General features: G+C 71.9%; 13 protein-coding genes. 6 read left to right on the top strand and 7 right to left on the bottom strand.

Features of this window, described 5'->3' with window-relative positions:
- The first annotated feature begins 217 nt into the window (after positions 1-217).
- On the top strand, positions 218-1,879 hold the full coding sequence (locus ACGFWJ_RS25915; protein WP_387868259.1) for a fumarate hydratase: 1,662 nt from the start codon (positions 218-220) through the stop codon (positions 1,877-1,879).
- A gap of 66 nt (positions 1,880-1,945) precedes the next feature.
- Here ACGFWJ_RS25915 and ACGFWJ_RS25910 read toward each other — a convergent pair whose 3' ends face one another.
- Entirely contained in the window at positions 1,946-2,164 is a 219-nt protein-coding gene (locus tag ACGFWJ_RS25910; protein WP_392953793.1) for a hypothetical protein, read from the bottom strand.
- A gap of 209 nt (positions 2,165-2,373) precedes the next feature.
- Here ACGFWJ_RS25910 and ACGFWJ_RS25905 point away from each other — a divergent pair, with 209 nt between their 5' ends.
- From ACGFWJ_RS25905 to ACGFWJ_RS25895, 3 genes are all read left to right on the top strand, one after another.
- Complete coding sequence (locus tag ACGFWJ_RS25905) at positions 2,374-5,346, top strand: BTAD domain-containing putative transcriptional regulator (protein WP_392953790.1); 2,973 nt, start codon at positions 2,374-2,376, stop codon at positions 5,344-5,346.
- 424 nt (positions 5,347-5,770) lie between these two features.
- The gene (locus ACGFWJ_RS25900; protein ID WP_392953787.1) at positions 5,771-6,508 is read left to right on the top strand and encodes a methyltransferase; all 738 of its coding nucleotides are present in this window, start codon (positions 5,771-5,773) and stop codon (positions 6,506-6,508) included.
- A gap of 57 nt (positions 6,509-6,565) precedes the next feature.
- On the top strand, positions 6,566-8,284 hold the full coding sequence (locus ACGFWJ_RS25895) for a SpoIIE family protein phosphatase (RefSeq protein ID WP_392953784.1): 1,719 nt from the start codon (positions 6,566-6,568) through the stop codon (positions 8,282-8,284).
- A gap of 6 nt (positions 8,285-8,290) precedes the next feature.
- On the opposite strand, the gene ACGFWJ_RS25890 is transcribed toward ACGFWJ_RS25895, so the two are convergent.
- The 3 genes from ACGFWJ_RS25890 to ACGFWJ_RS25880 all read right to left on the bottom strand — a co-directional run bounded on the left by ACGFWJ_RS25890 (position 8,291) and on the right by ACGFWJ_RS25880 (position 11,204).
- The gene (locus tag ACGFWJ_RS25890; RefSeq protein ID WP_392953781.1) at positions 8,291-9,016 is read right to left on the bottom strand and encodes an HNH endonuclease; all 726 of its coding nucleotides are present in this window, start codon (positions 9,014-9,016) and stop codon (positions 8,291-8,293) included.
- The gene (locus ACGFWJ_RS25885) at positions 9,013-9,930 is read right to left on the bottom strand and encodes an AAA family ATPase (protein ID WP_392954057.1); all 918 of its coding nucleotides are present in this window, start codon (positions 9,928-9,930) and stop codon (positions 9,013-9,015) included. Before ACGFWJ_RS25885 ends, ACGFWJ_RS25890 begins: the two co-directional genes overlap by 4 nt.
- A gap of 302 nt (positions 9,931-10,232) precedes the next feature.
- Positions 10,233-11,204: a LysR substrate-binding domain-containing protein gene (locus tag ACGFWJ_RS25880; protein ID WP_392953778.1), complete on the bottom strand. Its 972-nt coding sequence runs from the start codon at positions 11,202-11,204 to the stop codon at positions 10,233-10,235.
- A 177-nt stretch (positions 11,205-11,381) separates the two neighbouring features.
- On the opposite strand from ACGFWJ_RS25880, the gene ACGFWJ_RS25875 reads away from it, so the two are divergent.
- Positions 11,382-11,933 carry a peroxiredoxin gene (locus tag ACGFWJ_RS25875; protein WP_387637826.1) on the top strand — a complete coding sequence of 184 codons (552 nt, stop codon included), beginning with the start codon at positions 11,382-11,384 and terminating at the stop codon, positions 11,931-11,933.
- 5 nt (positions 11,934-11,938) lie between these two features.
- Positions 11,939-12,469 carry an alkyl hydroperoxide reductase gene (locus tag ACGFWJ_RS25870; protein ID WP_387637829.1) on the top strand — a complete coding sequence of 177 codons (531 nt, stop codon included), beginning with the start codon at positions 11,939-11,941 and terminating at the stop codon, positions 12,467-12,469.
- 77 nt (positions 12,470-12,546) lie between these two features.
- Here the strand turns inward: ACGFWJ_RS25870 and ACGFWJ_RS25865 are convergent, their stop codons facing one another.
- From ACGFWJ_RS25865 to ACGFWJ_RS25855, 3 genes are all read right to left on the bottom strand, one after another.
- Positions 12,547-13,974: an AI-2E family transporter gene (locus ACGFWJ_RS25865; protein ID WP_392953775.1), complete on the bottom strand. Its 1,428-nt coding sequence runs from the start codon at positions 13,972-13,974 to the stop codon at positions 12,547-12,549.
- Between the two features lie 412 nt (positions 13,975-14,386).
- The gene (locus tag ACGFWJ_RS25860) at positions 14,387-15,061 is read right to left on the bottom strand and encodes a transglycosylase SLT domain-containing protein (protein WP_387637835.1); all 675 of its coding nucleotides are present in this window, start codon (positions 15,059-15,061) and stop codon (positions 14,387-14,389) included.
- A gap of 405 nt (positions 15,062-15,466) precedes the next feature.
- Positions 15,467-16,798 carry a PhoH family protein gene (locus tag ACGFWJ_RS25855; RefSeq protein WP_392953771.1) on the bottom strand — a complete coding sequence of 444 codons (1,332 nt, stop codon included), beginning with the start codon at positions 16,796-16,798 and terminating at the stop codon, positions 15,467-15,469.
- Positions 16,799-16,840: the final 42 nt, after the last annotated feature.

Here is a 16,840-nt window from a genome sequence, read left to right as displayed (position 1 = left end):
CCCACTCCCGGCCCGAACGCCGGTTCGACGCAATGCGCGTGGCACGGACCGGAAGCGCGGCGGGCGCGTACGGATGGCGCGAGCGGGCGGCTCACTCACGGGCGCGCATGCGTGACCCGCGTCACGCAGGCCGACCTGAGCGCCGGGGCCGTGCTCCGTGCGCCTAACCTGGAGGGTGCCTCGTCGACGACGCCGAAAGAACTGAAGGATCTCCCCCATGGCTTCAGAGTTCGCCTACCGCGACCTGCTCCCGCTCGGTGCGGACACCACCCCGTACCGCAAGCTCACCTCCGAGGGCGTCTCCACCTTCGAGGCCGGCGGTCGCACCTTCCTGCAGGTCGAGCCGGAGGCCCTGCGGCTGCTCACCGCCGAGGCGATGCACGACATCTCGCACTACCTGCGCCCGGCCCACCTGGCCCAGCTGCGCCGCATCCTGGACGACCCGGACGCCAGCCCGAACGACCGCTTCGTCGCGCTGGACCTGCTGAAGAACGTCAACATCTCGGCCGGCGGCATCCTCCCGATGTGCCAGGACACCGGCACCGCGATCGTGATGGGCAAGCGCGGCCAGAACGTGCTGACCTCCGGTCAGGACGAGTCGGCGATCGCCCGCGGCGTGTACGACGCGTACACCAAGCTGAACCTGCGCTACTCCCAGATGGCCCCCGTGACCATGTGGGACGAGAAGAACACCGGCAACAACCTGCCCGCCCAGATCGAGCTGTACGCCACCGACGGGGACGCCTACAAGTTCCTGTTCATGGCCAAGGGCGGCGGCTCGGCGAACAAGTCGTACCTGTACCAGGAGACCAAGGCGATCCTCAACGAATCGTCGATGCTCAACTTCCTGGAGCAGAAGATCCGTTCGCTCGGCACCGCGGCCTGCCCGCCGTACCACCTGGCGATCGTGGTCGGCGGCACCAGCGCCGAATTCGCCCTGAAGACCGCGAAGTACGCCTCCGCGCACTACCTGGACAACCTGCCGACCGGCGGCGACGCCAAGACCGGCCACGGCTTCCGCGACCTGGAGCTGGAGCAGAAGGTCTTCGAACTCACCCAGAAGATCGGCATCGGCGCCCAGTTCGGCGGCAAGTACTTCTGCCACGACGTCCGCGTCATCCGCCTCCCCCGCCACGGTGCCTCGCTGCCCGTCGCGATGGCCGTCTCCTGCTCGGCCGACCGCCAGGCGCTCGGCAAGATCACCGCCGAGGGCGTGTTCCTGGAGCAGCTGGAGACCGAGCCGGCCAAGTACCTGCCGGAGACCACCGAGGCCCACCTGGACGGCGACGTGGTCCGGGTCGACCTCAACCAGCCGATGGCCGCGATCCGCGAGCAGCTCTCCAAGTACCCCGTGAAGACCCGGCTTTCGCTCTCCGGCACGCTGGTCGTCGCCCGCGACATCGCGCACGCAAAGATCAAGGAGCGTCTGGACGCCGGCGAGGGCATGCCGCAGTACATGAAGGACCACCCGGTCTACTACGCCGGCCCCGCCAAGACCCCCGAGGGCTACGCGTCCGGCTCCTTCGGCCCCACCACGGCCGGCCGGATGGACTCCTACGTCGACCAGTTCCAGGCCGCGGGCGGCTCGATGGTCATGCTCGCCAAGGGCAACCGCTCCAAGCAGGTCACCAAGGCCTGCAACGAGCACGGCGGCTTCTACCTCGGCTCGATCGGCGGCCCGGCGGCGCGACTCGCGCAGGACTGCATCAAGAAGGTCGAGGTCCTGGAGTACCCCGAGCTCGGCATGGAAGCCGTCTGGCGCATCGAGGTCGAGGACTTCCCGGCGTTCATCGTGGTGGACGACAAGGGCAACGACTTCTTCGCCGAGGTCACGGACGGCCCGCTGATCACCAACCTGCGGGTGCGCTCGGCGCAGTGACCCGCTGAAACGGGACGAGCCCCGGCCGGTGAGGGTCGGGGCTCGTTCTGCGAGTTCGGACGTCGATCACGGGGTGTTCGGGACGGTGCCGAGCGGCTCGAACTTCTCGTCGTCGTTCGGCGCGACCGGCTTCTCGATCCGCTCCACGTCCGGGGCCGCCGGCTGCCCGGCCAGCACCTCGAGGGCGCGCTCGATCGCGGTCTGGTCGGTGGGCTCGGCGATGTGCTCGACCGGGGCCGGGGTCTGGCCCGGCGGGGGAACGAGGGTGGTGGTCTCGTCGGCCATGGGGTGGGCCGCCTTTCAGGTGAGGATGGGTCACCCGGACGACTAGGCCCGGGCGCGCGGCCCAGTATCGTAGGGACCGCTAAATGTCTCATAAACGTCGTACCTCGCATCCGCTTGGTGGACGTTTGCTCGCACCCTCATAAGCTGACGCCCCCACACGACCGGCGTCAGCGTGAGGGACAGACGGTTCATCGGCCACAGGGGAGGACATGGAGCTTCAGGGCACGCGCTCCGCCGAGGCGTTGCGCTTCCAAGTGCTCGGCCCTGTCCAGGCATGGCGTGGTGACGCTCCGTTGGCGCTCGGATCGCCGCAACAGCAGGCGGTCCTGGTCGCCCTGCTGCTCGGCGAGGGCCGCCCGGTGACCACCGATGACCTGGTGGACGGCATCTGGGGCGACCGGACCCCGCCGCAGGCGGTCGCCGCGCTGCGCACCTACATCTCCCGGCTGCGCTCGGTACTGGAGCCGAACCGGGAGGTCCGCAAGCCCGCCGAGGTTCTGGTCTCGGTGAGCGACGGCTACGCGTTGCGGATCTCGCCGGAATCCATGGACCTGGCGGTCTTCGAACAGCGGGTCGTGGACGCCGCGAACGCGCGCGCCGAGGGCGCGTTCCGTTCCGCTCACGACGGGTTGGTCTCGGCGCTCGACCTGTGGAGTGGCCGCCCGCTTCCGGGAGTGCCGGGGCCCTACGCCGAGTCGCAGCGCAGCCGGTTGACGGAGCGCCGGCTGACGGTGGCCGAGGAGCGCTGCGCGATGGCGCTGGAGATCGGCCTGCACGCCGATGTCGTCTCCGAGCTCAACTCGCTGTCCACCGCCCATCCGCTGCGCGAGCGGCTGCGCGAGCTGCTGATGCTGGCGCTGTACCGCAGCGGCCGGCAGGCCGAGTCCCTGGGTGTCTACGCGGACACCCGGAAGCTGCTGATCGAGGAACTGGGCGTCGAGCCCGGCACCGCGCTGGCCGCGATGCACGCCCGCATCCTGGCCGGGGACCCGGACTTGATGGCGGTACTCGCCGTCCCGCCAAAGCTCGCCGCGGAGGAGTCGGCGTCGTTCGTCCCGCCGGCTCAACTCCCGGCCGATGTATCGGACTTCAGCGGTCGCAGCAAGATTGTGAACGAGCTCCGGGACGTACTGAGGGCGGGTTCCGGCCAAGCCGTGGTCGTCACCTCGCTGGCCGGCATCGGCGGTGTCGGGAAGACCACCCTCGCGGTGCACGTGGCACACCTGCTGCGGCCGGACTTCCCGGACGGGCAGCTGTACGTGGACCTGCGCGGCGCGGGTGCGTCCCCGGCCGACCCGGCTGTCGTGCTCGGTGACTTCCTGCACGCGCTGGGCGCGCCCGACGCCCCCGACTCGTTGGACCAGCGCGCCGCGATGTACCGCTCGCTGCTGGCCGACAAGCGGATGCTGATCCTGCTCGACAACGCCCGCGACGCCCAGCAGCTGCGGCCACTGATCCCTGGTGTCTCCGGCAACGCCGTCATGGTGACCAGCCGTTCGCGGCTGGCGGAGATCCCCGGCGCGCACCTGGTGGACATCGAGGAGTTGACCCCGGACGAGGCGCTGGCGCTGTTCTCGGCGATCGTCGGCGTCGAGCGGGTGGCCGCCGAACCCGAGGCCGCGCTCCAGGTGGTGACCTTCTGCGGTTTCCTGCCGCTGGCGGTCCGCATCGCCGCCGCCCGGCTGGCCAGCCGGCCGCGTTGGAGCGTCTCGGACCTCGCGCGCCGGTTAGCGGACCAGCGCAACCGTCTCCAGGAGCTCCAGCTCGGCAACCTCGCCGTGGAGACCACCCTGGGGCTCGGTTACGCCCAGCTCCAGCCCGAGGAGGCCCGGGCGTTCCGGCTGCTCGCGTTGGTGGACTCGCCGGACCTGCCACTGGCGGCCGTCGCCGCGCTGCTCGGCGTTGCCGAGCAGGAGGCGGAGGATCTGGCGGAGGCCCTGGTCGAAGCGAACATGCTGGAGTGCTTCACGCCCGGCCGGTACCGCTACCACGATCTGCTGCGTCTCTACGCCCAGCGACAGAACGCCAAGACCGGTGACCCGGAGAACCAGCAGGCGGCCCTGCTGCGGCTGTTGGACCTGCTCCACGCCACCATCCGAAACGCCGCGCACGTGCTCGAACCCGACGACGAGCCGGTGGAACCGCTGCACATCGCGCAGGCGCCCGGACTGCCGTTCTCCGGCACAGCCACGGCCCGCGAGTGGCTCCGGTCGGAGGTCGCGGTGCTGCTCGGCACTGTCGAGGCGGCGGCCAGTGCCCCACTGGACCTGGTCCAGCCCGCCGTGGACGTTCTCCAGAGCATGACCAGCGTGGTCGACGACCCGTCGCTCGCCCCGCGCATCCGCAGTGTGCTGCACGCCGCCGCCGCGAATCCTGCGGCCCGGAACGACGCCGGGACCCTGGCCCGGGTGCACTACGCGCTCGGCCACATGCACCAGGTGGCGGCGGAACTCACCGAGGCGGAGGAAGCGTTGGCGGCCAGCCTGGCCCTCCAGCCCGCCGAGCGAGCCACCATACTGCGGCTGGTCACGGCCAGCACCATGGCGACCGTCCTGATCATGACGGGCCGGCCGGCCAAGGCGCTGCCGTTCCTCGAGCACGCCCGCCTGATCGCGTCCGAACTCAACGCGCCGATCGCCGAGGCACGGCTGCTCGGCAACATGGCGCGCTCCTACGTCGGGCTGGACCGGCACGAGGAGGCGGTGGAGGCCGCCCGGGCGGCGGTGACGGCTGCCCGGGCGGCCGGCAACGCCTCCTGCCTGGCCGACACCCTCTACCAGTTGGGCGTGGTACTGCGGGCGACCGGCGAGCCCGGCGAGGCCGCCGTGCACCTCCGCGACGCGCATCAGCTGTATCGCGCCCATCAGCACCCGATCTGGGAGGGCTACTCCCTCGCCCGCCTCGCCGCCTGCCTGCTGGCCGACGGTCAGTTCGCGGCGGCGGCGGAGGCGGCGGAGGAGTCGTTGTCGATCGCGCAGGAGATCGAGGCGGCGTACTGCCAGGGCATGGCCAACGCCGCTCTCGGCGAGGCGCTGCTCGAACTCGGGCAGCCTTCGCGCGGTCTGGCGTGTCTTCAGGAGGCGTTGACGGTGTTCACGCGGCTCGGTGTGCCCGAGGCCCAGCCCGTGCAGGACCTCATCGACTCTCGGCACACCGAGCCTTCTCCTCCCCCCGCGCCGTAAGGCCTTCGCTCCCCCGTGGTACCCCCCTGGTCCCCCGGCGAAGGCCCGTCCCCCCGGGGCGTCAGCGTTCCCGCAGCCCCCCGGCTGCGGGAACGCTTTGACGCTTCCCCGGCGCTGAGGAAGACTCTGCCAGGCCGCAATTGACGTTCGATAAACGCCGGCGGCTGGGTGGTTGATGGGGTATTGGGGCTGGTCAGGGGTGTGGTGCGGGCGTGGCGGGCGGCGTGCGGGGGGCTGGTGCGCTCCGTTGCGGGCGACGGTGCGCTTCGGTCGGCGGGCGATAATCGCCCAACGGCGAACGAGTTGGCCGGAAACGGACTCCACGGTGCGGTGATCGCGTTTATTCTCATAAACCAGGGTCGGGAGTGGTGTGCGGACCACGACGGGTGGGGCAGGACGCGCGCGGGAGAGGTGCCCAGATCACGTGACGGACGAACAGACTGAAGTCCCCGCCGACGCCGAGCGGGCGTCCGCGGGGGAGGGCCGCCGGGCCGAGCGGGCCGGCCAGGCCGCTGCCTTCGATGCGATGGGGGAGCGGTACCAGGAGGTGTTTCCGGCCAGGTCGGGCCAGTTGGCGTGTGCCGGGTGGCTGGTGGAGCAGCTTCCGGCCGGGGCCGTGGTGTTGGACGTGGGCTGTGGCGCGGGTGAACCGACCGCGCGTCAGCTGGCGGACGGTGGGCTGCGGGTGATCGGTGTGGATCTCTCGGCGGGCATGCTGGAGCAGGCCCGGAAGGCGGTGCCGGAGGCGGTGTTCCACCGCTTCGACGTCGTCGACCTGGCCACCGGGAACGCCGAAGAACTGTGGGGCGTGCCCGAGTTGGGGCCGGCCGGGGCGGGGACGCTGGACGGTGCGGCGGCGTTCTTCTCGTTGCTGATGCTGCCGCGGGCGGAGATCGCCGAGGCGCTCGGCCGGATCCGTGAACTGCTGCGCCCGGGCGGCCTGTTGGCGCTGGGCATGGTGGAGGCGGACCTGGACGACGCGGCGCTGCCGTTCCTGGACCAGCGGATCCGGGTCAGCGGCTATCTGCGTGAGGACCTGGTCGGCCTGCTGGAGCGGTCCGGTTTCGCCGTGGAGGCGGTGGACAGCCAGTCCTACGCCCCGGCGGGGTCTGCGCAGCCGCCGGAGACCCAGCTGTACCTGCGCTGTCGGCGCACCGGCTGACCGGGAGTCAGCCGCCGCCTTCGACGTCCTCCACATCTGCACAGAATCGGGCAGCCCGTGCGCGACCACCTGGAGCCCCTGGCGGGGCAGCAGCCCGCCGTCCCCGTCCAGCGGCATCCGCCGCCCGACGGGCTGCCCCGGCTTGCCGAGCGCCTGGCGTACCTGGACGGTGCGGCCCGGCGGATCAACAGTTCGCTGGATCTGAAGGCCACCCTGCGCAACCTGGGCCGGGTGCTGGTGCCGGAGCTCGCGGACGCCTTGGTGGTGCTGGTCCGCGACCCCCTGCCGGACGTCGAGCGCGACCTGGGGCGTCCGCGCGCGCTGCGGGTGCTGCACACCGCCGGGACGAAGCTGGGCCGCTCCGGCGGCCTGCGCCCGGTGCCGCCCGGCAGCGCGCTGGAGCGTGCCCTGGAGCGGCGCGCCCCGCACGGCCCGACCGTGCTGGACGAGCGGCGCGGCGGCCTGCCCGCCGAGCTGCTCGGCGCCCGGGCGCTGGGCCGGCTGCCGGCGGGGACGGCGCTGCTGGCGCTGCCGCTGCACGGGCGGCAGGCCGCGCTCGGCATGCTGCTGCTGATCCGGCGCCCGGCCGCGGACGGGCAGCCGGTGTCGTTCGACCCGGCGGACACCGCGACGGCCGCGCACCTGGCGACCCACGCGGGCCTGGCCGTGGACACCGCGCTGCGCTACACCCGCGAGTGGGAGATCGCGGACGAGTTGCAGCGCTCGATGCTGCCCGCGCACCTGCCGCAGCCGCACGGCGTGCGCCTGGCGCACCGCTACCTGCCGGGCGAGCGCGGGGCGCAGGTCGGCGGCGACTGGTACGACTCGATCCCGCTGCCGGGCAACCGGGTGGCACTGATCGCCGGCGACGTGATGGGCCACTCGCTGACCTCGGCCGCGGTGATGGGCCAGCTGCGCACCTCCGCGCAGACCCTGGCGGGCCTGGACCTGCCGCCGCACGAGGTGCTGTATCACCTCGACGAGCAGGCTCAACGCCTGGGCCGCGAGCACCACTTGGCGACCTGCGTGTACGCGGTGTACGACCCGATCGCGGGCCGGGTGGTGATCGCCAACGCCGGGCACGTGCCGCCGGTGCTGGTCGGCCCGGACGGCGCCAGTGAGCTGCTGGACCTGCCACCCGGCGCGCCGATCGGCGTCGGCGGCGTGGACTTCACCTCGGTGGAGCTGGCCGCGCCGCCCGGATCCTCGCTGCTGCTGTTCACCGACGGCCTGGTGGAGACCCGCCGCCGCCCGCTGGGCACCGGCCTCGAACTGCTGCGGGCCCGGTTGGAGGGGGCGAACCGGCTCACCCCCGAGCAGCTGTGTCAGGAGGCGCTGCGGATCCTACCGCCGGGCGACCGGGCCGACGACATCGCGCTGCTGGCCGCCGCGTTCGACGGGATCCCGGCCTCCGACGTCGCCTACTGGTACCTCCAGCCGCGGCACGAGACGCCGGGCCGGGCGCGCCGGCTGGCCGGGCACGCGCTGCACAACTGGGGCCTGGACCATCTGCGGGAGAACTGCGAACTGATGGTCAGCGAGCTGGTCACCAACGCGATCCGGCACGCCACCCGCCCGGTGACGCTCCGGCTGGTGCGCACCTCGCGGCTGCGCTGCGAGGTCGGCGACGACTCGGCGGCGCTGCCCCGCACCCGCCGGGCGGGCCCCGACGAGGAGCGTGGGCGCGGCCTCCAGATAGTCGCCCGGTGTGCGGACCGGTGGGGTGCGACCCGGCTGGGGGCGGGCAAAGTGGTCTGGTTCGAGCAGCGCATCTGAGCGCCTTCAGGCACTGAACCTTGGGTCGGCGGCGGCAAGTTGGTCGAGTGCGCCGAGGACGTCCGGGCCGAGCACGGCGAGCGCCAGCGGGCGACTGCGGCGCAGTCCGAGGACGGTGCGCAGCACGTCGGCGTGGTGGATCTCGCGCAGCGCCGCCACGTACTCCTCGGCCGCGGCCCCGTCGGCCGCCTGCCAGGTCAGCAGCAGCGCCTTGACCACGGCGAACATCAGCCGTCGGCCGCGCACCAGTTCGGGCCGCTCATTGAGGCCGAACACCTCGATGGTGGCCTCGCCGCGGACGGTCAGCGGGTCGTACGCGCCGGAGTCCAGGTAGAGCCGCAGGTGGTCGGCCGGATCCTCGCGGCACGGGTCGACCAGCAGCGCGTCGCCGGTGGCCGGGTCACGCGGGAAGCGGTCGCGCTTGCGGTTGCTGTTGCAGTGCGCGCACGCCAGCAGGTGGTTCTGCCAGTCGAAGGTGCGCAGCGGCGCCTGGGCGATCGGCTCGAAGTGGTCGATGTCGGTGCCCAGGTTGTCCCCGCAGTACATGCAGCGCTCCAACCCGGGCGCCATCTGCCGCAGCATCAACCGCAGTTGGGCTTTCGGACGGACGGCTTTGCGCCACGCGGCACGGCCGGACGCGGTGCTCGGGCCCGCCGTCCGGATCCCGGCCGTGGCCCGCTCGAGGTCGGCGGCCAGCCGCGGCTGCAGGGCCGGCCGCTGGAGCGGGATCACTGGTCCCGGCCGAGCAGCCGCGCGGTGACCTCGTCGACCCGGGCGGTCAGCGAGCTGTTCAGCTTCGCCCCGAGCTCCCGGTACTCGGCGAGCTCCGCGTCGGTGGCCCGGCCCGCGTACATCTTGCGCTCCAGCCGTACCAGCAGCCTGCGTTCGGCCTCGGCGGCCGGCGAGTAGGCGCTCGGAAGCCCGAACAGCTCCGACAGGACGGTGTCCTCCCCACTGCCGTACAGCACCCGCTGCCGCAGGTCCTCGTCCAGCCGGTGCGGCGCGAACTCCTCGCCGGGGCCCGGGAGACGGATCAGCGCGCCCGGGTCGGCAGCCTGGCAGACGTACGGGCTGTGGGTGGCGACCAGGAACTGGGTGCGCGGGAAGTGCTCGGTCAGCCACGGGCCGAGACGCTGCTGCCACACCGGGTGCAGGTGGCGGTCCACATCGTCGATCAGCACCGGGCCCGGGTGCGGGGTTGCCGCGACCTGACCGACCATGCGAGCCAACGCGGCGACGCCGTCGCCCAGTTCGTCCAGTGGCAGCTCCAGCGCGCCGTGCGCGACGTACTGCCGCTCCGGATCGCTGACCCGCCAGCCGGGGGGCAGCACGCCGGCCACCAGCTCGGCGTCCAACGGGACTTCTCGGCCCTGGCCGGGCTCCACGAAACGCGCCCGCCGCGCGCCCTGCGCCTCACCGACCCGCCAGCGCGGCGCGGGCTCCGCCTCCACCCAGCCGTCGCCCCATGCGCTTCTCTCGCCACCCGGCAACGCCCCGAGCGCCATCGCGACCGCCCGCAGCAGCGTGCTCTTCCCGCTCCCGTTCGGCCCCGCCACCACGTTCCACCCCGGCCCCGGAGGGAGCGCCAGATCCACCTCCCGCGCCCCGCCGAAACACTTCACGCCGGAAACCCTGATCCGCGACACATACACCGGGCCACCACCCCCTGCGGGGTGTTATGCCCAGCCCTCGCCCGCCCACCCACCCGTGACCCCGACAGCAGAAGGCGAAGAGAGCCGGGGCAATGCGAACGCCCGTGGCCGCCGCCAGCGCCCCCGGGGGTTCACCTCGGCGGCGGGGTCACGGGCGGGTGGGCGGGCCGGGATGGCGTGCACGTCAATCGCCGAACGCCAGCGCACCCGGGGGGTTCACCTCTGCGGGCGGGGTCACGGGCGGGTGGGCGGGCCGGGGCAACGTGCACGTCAACCGCCGAGCGCCCCCCGGGGGGTCACCTCGGCGGTGGGGTCACGGGCGGGTGGGTGGGCGCGATGCGGACCGGCAAGCCCCGTAGCGCGTCGCAGAGGGCCGCCGCGAAGCGGTCGTATTCCGGGGTGCGGGCGGAGCCGGGCCGGTGGGCGAGGCCGATGCGGCGGCCGGGGGTGGGGGCGGCGAAGCGGACGGCGGCGAGGCGGTCGGTGCGGCCGGTCTCGACGGCGAGTGCGGTGGCGGGGAGCAGAGTGACACCGAGTCCGCCGGCCACCAGCTGGACGAGGGTGGAGAGCCCGGCGGCGCGGGTGCTGCCGCCGGAGGCGTCGGCGCCGACTTCGCGGCAGATGTCGAGGGCCTGGTCGCGCAGGCAGTGGCCTTCTTCGAGCAGCAGTACGTCAAGGTCGAGCAGCACGTCGCGCGGGACGTCGGACCGTCCGGCGAGCGGATGTTCGGGCGGCACGATCAGCACGAAGTCCTCGTCGAACAGCGGGATTTCGGCCACGGGGGCGCTCCCGCCGGCGGGCAGGGCGAGCAGCAGCAGGTCGAGTCTTCCGGTGGCGAGACCGTCGAGCAGGGAGGGGGTGCGTTCCTCGTGGACGTGCAGTTCGAGGTCGGGGTAGGCGTCGCGGACGAGTCGCAGGACGGTCGGCAGCAGGTAGGGCGCGACGGTGGGGATCACGCCGAGGTGCAGTGGCCCGGTGAAGGGGCGGCGGGCGGCCTCGACCTCCTCGGTGAGGGCGTGCAGCGCGGACAGCACCTGGCGCGCGTGGGCGGCGACGCGCTCCCCGAGCGGGGTGATCATGACGCGCCGGGTGGTGCGTTCGACGAGTTGCGCGCCGAGGGTCTCCTCGAGCGCGGCGACGGCGCCGGACAGCGCGGGCTGGCTGGTGCCGATCGCGGCGGCAGCCTCGCGGAAGTGCAGGTGTTCGGCGACGGCAGCGAAGGCCCGCAGCTGGGAGAGGGTGGGGGTGCGTTGCGTAGGGTGCTTCACGACGGCGCTTCCTGCGGTGATCCGATGTGGTCCAATGCTGCCTCCAGTGTGCCGCACTGATCGGGATTGCCTATCAGGCAAAGCAGCAGATCCGATTTCACTGATCAGTAGCCCCTGTGCGACGCTAGAAATGTCCGCAATACGGACAACCCTCATCTCAACCCTTGGAGTAACGACGTGCTGACGATCGGCGACAAGTTCCCCGAGTACGAACTCAACGCCTGCGTTGACCTCGACGCCGCGAACGCCTTCGCCGAGATCAACCACAAGACCTACGAGGGCAAGTGGAAGGTCGTCTTCTTCTGGCCGATGGACTTCACCTTCGTCTGCCCGACCGAGATCGCGGCGTTCGGCAAGCTGAACGAGGAGTTCGCCGACCGTGACGCCCAGGTCCTCGGCGTGTCCGGTGACTCGGAGTACGTCCACCACGCCTGGCGCAAGGACCACAAGGACCTGCGCGACCTGCCCTTCCCGATGCTCGCCGACATCAAGCACGACCTGATGCGCGCCTGCGGCGTCGAGGGCGCGGACGGCACCGCCCAGCGCGCGGTGTTCATCGTCGACCCGAACAACGAGATCCAGTTCGTCATGGTGACCGCCGGCTCCGTCGGCCGTAACCCCAAGGAGGTCCTGCGGGTGCTGGACGCCCTGCAGACTGACGAGCTGTGCCCGTGCAACTGGAACAAGGGCGAGGACACCCTCGACGCCCAGGCCCTGCTGGCCGGCTGACCCCCATGGCTCTCGACGAACTGAAGGCCGCGCTGCCGGACTACGCCAAGGACCTGAAGCTCAACCTGGGCTCGGTCATCGGCAACTCGGACCTGCCGGCGCAGCAGCTCTGGGGCACCGTGCTGGCCTGCGCGATGGCGACCGGTTCGCCGGCCGTGCTGCGCGAGCTGGAGCCTGAGGCCAAGTCGCAGCTGTCCCCGGAGGCCTACCAGGCCGCCAAGGGCGCCGCCGCGATCATGGCGATGAACAACGTCTACTACCGGACGCTGCACCTGCTCTCCGACAAGGAGTACGGGACGATGCGGGCCGGTCTGCGGATGAACATCATCGGCAACCCGGGCGTCGACAAGGTCGACTTCGAGCTGTGGTGCTTCGCGGTCTCCGCGATCAACGGCTGCGGTCAGTGCCTCGACTCGCACGAGGGCGTGCTGCGCAAGGCCGGCGTCGAGCGTGAGGTCATCCAGGCCTCCGTCAAGATCGCCGCGACCGTCCAGGCCGTCGCCTCGGTGCTGGACGCCGAAGCGCAGCTGGCCTGACGGGCAGCGACAAACAGACGGAAAGGTCCGCCCGCGGAGGGAACCCCTCCACCGGCGGACCTTTCCGTTTGCCGTATCTACTGCTTGCGGGCCGCCTCTATCGCCTGGAAGACCTCCTGCCCGGCAGCGTTCCGCTGCCGCAGGTGCCCGGTGACGGTGTTGGTCACGGCGATCAGCGGGACCGCCACGATCGCGCCGGCGATGCCGCCGACGATGGAGCCCGCGGCGACGCCGAGCACCACGGCCAGCGGGTGGACCCGCACGGCCCGGCCGAGGATCAGCGGCTGCAGGATGTGTCCCTCCAGCTGCTGGACGGCGACCAGCACGACCAGCGCCATCAGCGCCTTGAACGGTCCGACGGTGACCAGCGCGATCAGCACCGCGATGGTGCCGGTGACCAGCGCGCCGACCAGCGGCACGAACGCGCCCAGGAAGATGATCACCGCGAGCGGCATCGCCATCGGCACCCCGAGCAGCTGGAGCCCGATGCCGATGCACAGCGCGTCGATGAAGGCGACGGTGACGGTGCCGCGGACGTACGCGGTCAGCGTGGCCCAGGCCTTGGGCCCGGCGCCGGCCATCGCGTACCGGGAGTGCCGGGGCAGGCCGCGCAGCGTCCAGTTCCAGATCCCGGCGCCGTCGTAGAGCAGGAAGAAGACGGTGAAGGCGGCCAGCGCGATGCCGGTGAGCAGTTCGACGGCGATGCTGACGCCGGTGAAGCCGGCCGAGGTCAGCTGGTCGGAGTTCTTGCCGATGGCCGTGGTGATCTGGTTGGTGAAGTTGTTCAGCTGGTCCTGGGTGAGGTGGAACGGACCGTTGAGCAGCCAGTCCCGCAGCTGCCGGACACCGTCCTGCACCTTGACGGTGACCGAGTCGAGGTTGGTGGACACCTGCCAGAACACGAACCAGCCGACCAGGCCGATGCCGGCCAGGCCGGACATGAAGGTGCCGGCGGCGGCCACCGAGCGCGGGACGCCGTGCCGGCGCAGCCAGGAGACGGTGGGTTCCAGCAGCGCGGCGATCAGCACCGCGGCGAGGGCCGAGAAGGCGACCAGCCGCAGCGTGTCGATGACCCGGAAGACCACGTAGAGGGCGACGCCGATCAGCAGCAGCCGCCAGGTGGACTCGGCGGCGACCCGCAGCGTCCACGGCACCGCGTCCGCGGGGGTGGCGGGACGGCCGAACGAGGGCGCGCCGGCCTGCTGTTCGGCGCTGCGCGGGGCGGGGACGGTCGGCCCGGCCGCCGGCTCCTGGGGCGCGACGGCGACGGCCGGGCCTTCGGCCGATGCGCCTTCGTGACCGGCGAGTTGACGGGTCGTCTGCTCGACGGTGCGCCGGGCGGCCCGCTCGGCGGCGAGTTCGACGGCCTGCTCGGTGGCGAGCGCCTGCGCCTCGGCGGTGATGGCCGCGCGGCGGCGGCGTTCGGCGGCGGCGAACAGCCCGGCCGCCAACGCCCCTATCTTGGCGACACCGCGCCAGCGGCCGCCGTTCGTCTCTTCCGTCACTGCCCGGTCTCCCCCGCGTCGTCTGCTCCGCGGCCGCGGGTCGCGCGGCCGTCGGCCAGAAACGCTACCTGCCGACGGGGCCCCGGGGCGCGGTGGTATCAAGGACCGGTTCCAGGAGGTTCCGGGCAAATCAGCATCAATGCGCCCGTTTCGTCCGGCCAAAGGTGGGAAGGGGCCTCAACGGACCTTCTGTCGGCGGACCGGCCGGGAGTGGTGGAACCAGGACCCGCTCCGCTCCCCCGCGTCCGCACCGGACCGTCGCCGCCCGCAGCGCACTGGTCAGCGCCGCCCGGGCGGCACGGCCCGCTCAGAGGCCGCTGTCTCGCGGCAGCACGAAGGGCCCCGTTCTCGGCCGTGCGAGAAACGGGGCCCTTCGATACGAAGCCTTTGGGCCCGGTACCAGCCGTTGGGCCTAGTACCAGTGGTGCGACTGCCAGAACGACCAGGCGCCACAGGGGCTGCCGTAGCGGCTGTTCATGTAGTTGAGGCCCCACTTGATCTGGGTCGCGGGGTTGGTGCGCCAGTCCGCGCCGGCCGAGGCCATCTTGGAGCCCGGCAGCGCCTGGACCAGGCCGTAGGCGCCGGAGGAGGCGTTGGTGGCGGTGTAGTCCCAGCCGCTCTCGCGCTTGACGATCTGGCTGAAGCACTGGAACTGGTTGGCGTCGCCGACGATCTGCAGCGCCATGTCCTGGACCGAGCCGGCCGGGACGGTGGCGAGCACGCTGCGGGCGGAGGCGCGGCTGGCCTCCTCCTTCTGACGCTTCTCCTCGGCCGCCTTGGCGGCCTTCTCCGCGTCGGCCTTCGCCTGGGCGTCGGCGGCGGCCTTCTGGCGGGCGGCCTCTTCCGCGGCCTTCTTGGCTGCGGCGTCGGCGGAGACCTGCTGGGCGTTGGCCTGGCGGCTGATGCCGTCGCTGACGTTCTGGGCCTGTGCACCGGTGGGCGCGTCGGCGAGCAGGGTGGCGCTCGCGACGTCGACCGTCTGAACGGTCTTGCCCTCACTGCCAGAGGCCGCACCTACGACAGCACCGACGGCGGTCACCGCGGTGGCGGAGGCGACAGCGACTCCCCGGACCGAGATCCGAGTCACATGGTTTCCTTCCAGCGTCGCCCGGCGTGTGACCTCCGGGCGCAAGATGCCCCTGGTCACTGGCCTCCGTCGAACTCTGGTCACGGGAGGCGCTGGCTCGGCCGTCCCCCCGGGCGGGCCCGGAGCGGCGGTGGAATCGAGCGGCGTACGGCCTTGCGGTGTTCAGTTTTCCGCCCGCCGACCGGAGTTGCCGGGCGAGGAATTGCCGTACGCGGGGCCTGACAGAACCCTCACCATGCCGCACGCGACGGTGTCTACGCAATTCCCTGTGCCGTGGCGGATCTCACAAACTTCGCCACCTGGGCGTTTGGCGGACCATCGGCAGAGGGGTCGTCAACAGGGCTGACAGCGAAGGGGCCTGACGGTACGCGTCAGACCCCTTTGCCCCGGTGTGTCCGGTTATGCCTACGGCTGGATGTCCTCCAGCATCTCGGTCACCAGTGCGGCGATCGGCGAACGCTCCGAACGCGTGAGCGTGACATGGGCGAACAGCGGATGGCCCTTCAGCTTCTCCACCACGGCGACCACGCCGTCGTACCGGCCGACCCGCAGGTTGTCCCGCTGGGCGACGTCGTGGGTGAGCACCACACGGGAGTTCTGGCCGATCCGGGAGAGCACCGTGAGCAGCACGTTCCGCTCCAGGGACTGCGCCTCGTCCACGATCACGAAGGCGTCGTGCAGCGAGCGCCCGCGGATGTGGGTGAGCGGCAGCACCTCCAACATGCCGCGGGAGATGACCTCTTCGATCACGTCCTGGGTGGTGACGGCGGAGAGGGTGTCGAACACCGCCTGCGCCCAGGGGCCCATCTTCTCGGCCTCGCTGCCCGGCAGGTAGCCGAGTTCCTGGCCGCCGACCGCGTACAGCGGGCGGAACACCATCACCTTGCGGTGCTGGCGGCGCTCCAGGACGGCCTCCAGGCCGGCGCACAGGGCGAGCGCGGACTTGCCGGTGCCGGCCCGGCCACCCATCGAGATGATCCCGATCTCCGGGTCGAGCAGCAGGTCGAGCGCGATCCGCTGCTCGGCACTGCGGCCACGCAGGCCGAACGCCTCGCGGTCGCCGCGGACCAGCCGCACCCGGCCGTCGGGGGCCACCCGGCCCAGCGCGCGGCCTCGCTCGGAGTGCAGCACCAGGCCGGTGTGGACCGGGAGTTGCTCGGCACCGTCGACCGAGAGGGCGTGCTCCTGGCCGGCGAACAGCTCGTCCACCTGGTCGGCGGGGACGTGCAGTTCGGTCATGCCCGTCCAGCCGGAGGTGATCGCCAGCTCGGCCCGGTACTCCTCGGCCAGCAGCCCGACCGAGCTCGCCTTGATCCGCAGCGGCAGGTCCTTGGAGACCACGGTGACGTCGTAGCCCTCGGCCTGCAGGTTGCGGGCGACCGCGAGGATCCGGGTGTCCGCCTCGCCGCCGCCCGTCCGGTAGCCGGCCGGCAGGATCGACAGGTCGGAGTGGTTCAGCTCGACCCGGATGGTGCCGCCCAACTCGCCCACCGGGATCGGCTCGTCGAGCCGGCCGTAGCGGATCCGGTAGTCGTCCAGCAGGCGCAGCGCCTGGCGGGCGAAGTAGCCGAGCTCCGGGTGGTGCCGCTTGGCCTCCAACTCGGTCACGACGACCACCGGGAGGACCACCTCGTGCTCCTCGAAGCGCGTCATGGCGAGAGGGTCGGCCAGGAGCACGCTGGTGTCGAGGACGTACGTGCGCCGGTCTGGTGTCCGGCGGCTCTTGGTACTGACCACTAGCCCTCCAGAGCGGGTGACCCGACGTCACCCGCGGCCCAC

Source organism: Kitasatospora sp. NPDC048407 (assembly GCF_043200475.1).
GTDB lineage: Bacteria > Actinomycetota > Actinomycetes > Streptomycetales > Streptomycetaceae > Kitasatospora.
The sequence above is the reverse complement of the archived record's forward strand: the minus strand, read 5'-3'. Positions and strand labels throughout refer to the sequence as shown.